1 rRNA gene is annotated in these 1,761 nt (G+C 54.1%); it reads right to left on the bottom strand.

Going from position 1 to position 1,761, the window contains the following annotated elements:
• Positions 1-32: 32 nt before the first annotated feature.
• Positions 33-1,761, bottom strand: a 23S ribosomal RNA gene (locus tag ACLEIV_RS16820); the annotation flags it as partial.

Raw genomic sequence — 1,761 nt, 5'->3', positions numbered from 1 at the left:
ACTCGCAAGGTCTCACACTTCTTGGGTGTTGTATGGTTAAGCCACACGGGTCATTAGTACAGGTTAGCTCAACACATCGCTGCGCTTACACACCCTGCCTATCAACGTTGTAGTCTCCAACGGCCCTTCAGAGGGCGTAAAGCCCTAGGGATGACTCATCTCGAGGCTCGCTTCCCGCTTAGATGCTTTCAGCGGTTATCGATTCCGAACGTAGCTACCGGGCAATGCCACTGGCGTGACAACCCGAACACCAGAGGTTCGTCCACTCCGGTCCTCTCGTACTAGGAGCAGCCCCTCTCAATCATCCAACGCCCACGGCAGATAGGGACCGAACTGTCTCACGACGTTCTGAACCCAGCTCGCGTACCACTTTAAATGGCGAACAGCCATACCCTTGGGACCGACTTCAGCCCCAGGATGTGATGAGCCGACATCGAGGTGCCAAACACCGCCGTCGATATGAACTCTTGGGCGGTATCAGCCTGTTATCCCCGGAGTACCTTTTATCCGTTGAGCGATGGCCCTTCCATACAGAACCACCGGATCACTATGACCTACTTTCGTACCTGCTCGACGTGTCAGTCTCGCAGTTAAGCTGGCTTATGCCATTGCACTAACCGTACGATGTCCGACCGTACTTAGCCAACCTTCGTGCTCCTCCGTTACTCTTTGGGAGGAGACCGCCCCAGTCAAACTACCCACCAGGCACTGTCCGCAACCCCGATAAGGGGCCCACGTTAGAACATCAAACATACAAGGGTGGTATTTCAAGGATGGCTCCACGGCAACTGGCGTCACCGCTTCACAGCCTCCCACCTATCCTACACATGTAGGGTCAATGTTCAGTGCCAAGCTATAGTAAAGGTTCACGGGGTCTTTCCGTCTAGCCGCGGGTATACGGCATCTTCACCGCAAATTCAATTTCACTGAGTCTCGGGTGGAGACAGCGTGGCCATGATTACACCATTCGTGCAGGTCGGAACTTACCCGACAAGGAATTTCGCTACCTTAGGACCGTTATAGTTACGGCCGCCGTTTACCGGGGCTTCGATCAAGAGCTTCACCTTGCGGCTAACCCCATCAATTAACCTTCCGGCACCGGGCAGGTGTCACACCGTATACGTCCTCTTGCGAGTTTGCACAGTGCTGTGTTTTTGATAAACAGTTCCAGCCACCTGGTCACTGCGACTGGCCCAAGCTCCATCCGCAAGGGACTTCACTCGCTCCAGCGTACCTTCTCCCGAAGTTACGGTACTATTTTGCCTAGTTCCTTCACCCGAGTTCTCTCAAGCGCCTTGGTATTCTCTACCCGACCACCTGTGTCGGTTTGGGGTACGATTCACGTGTATCTGAAGCTTAGAGGCTTTTCCTGGAAGCAGGGCATCAATGACTTCGCCACCGTAGTGACTTCGTCTCGGGTCTCAGCATTAAGCGTCCGGATTTACCTAAACACTCTGCCTACGCCCTTTCACCAGGACAACCAACGCCCGGCTCATCTAGCCTTCTCCGTCCCCCCATCGCAATACACGTCAGTACGGGAATATTAACCCGTTTCCCATCGACTACGCCTTTCGGCCTCGCCTTAGGGGTCGACTCACCCTGCCCCGATTAACGTTGGACAGGAACCCTTGGTCTTCCGGCGTGGAGGTTTTTCACCCCCATTATCGTTACTCATGTCAGCATTCGCACTTCTGATATCTCCAGCATGCTTCACAACACACCTTCGCAGACTTACAGAACGCTCCCCTACCACGCACTCCT

This window comes from Oceanisphaera submarina (genome assembly GCF_046521305.1).
GTDB classification, from domain to species: domain Bacteria; phylum Pseudomonadota; class Gammaproteobacteria; order Enterobacterales; family Aeromonadaceae; genus Oceanimonas; species Oceanimonas submarina.
Note: the sequence above shows the minus strand (reverse complement) of the source record. Positions and strands in the feature narration are given on the sequence as shown.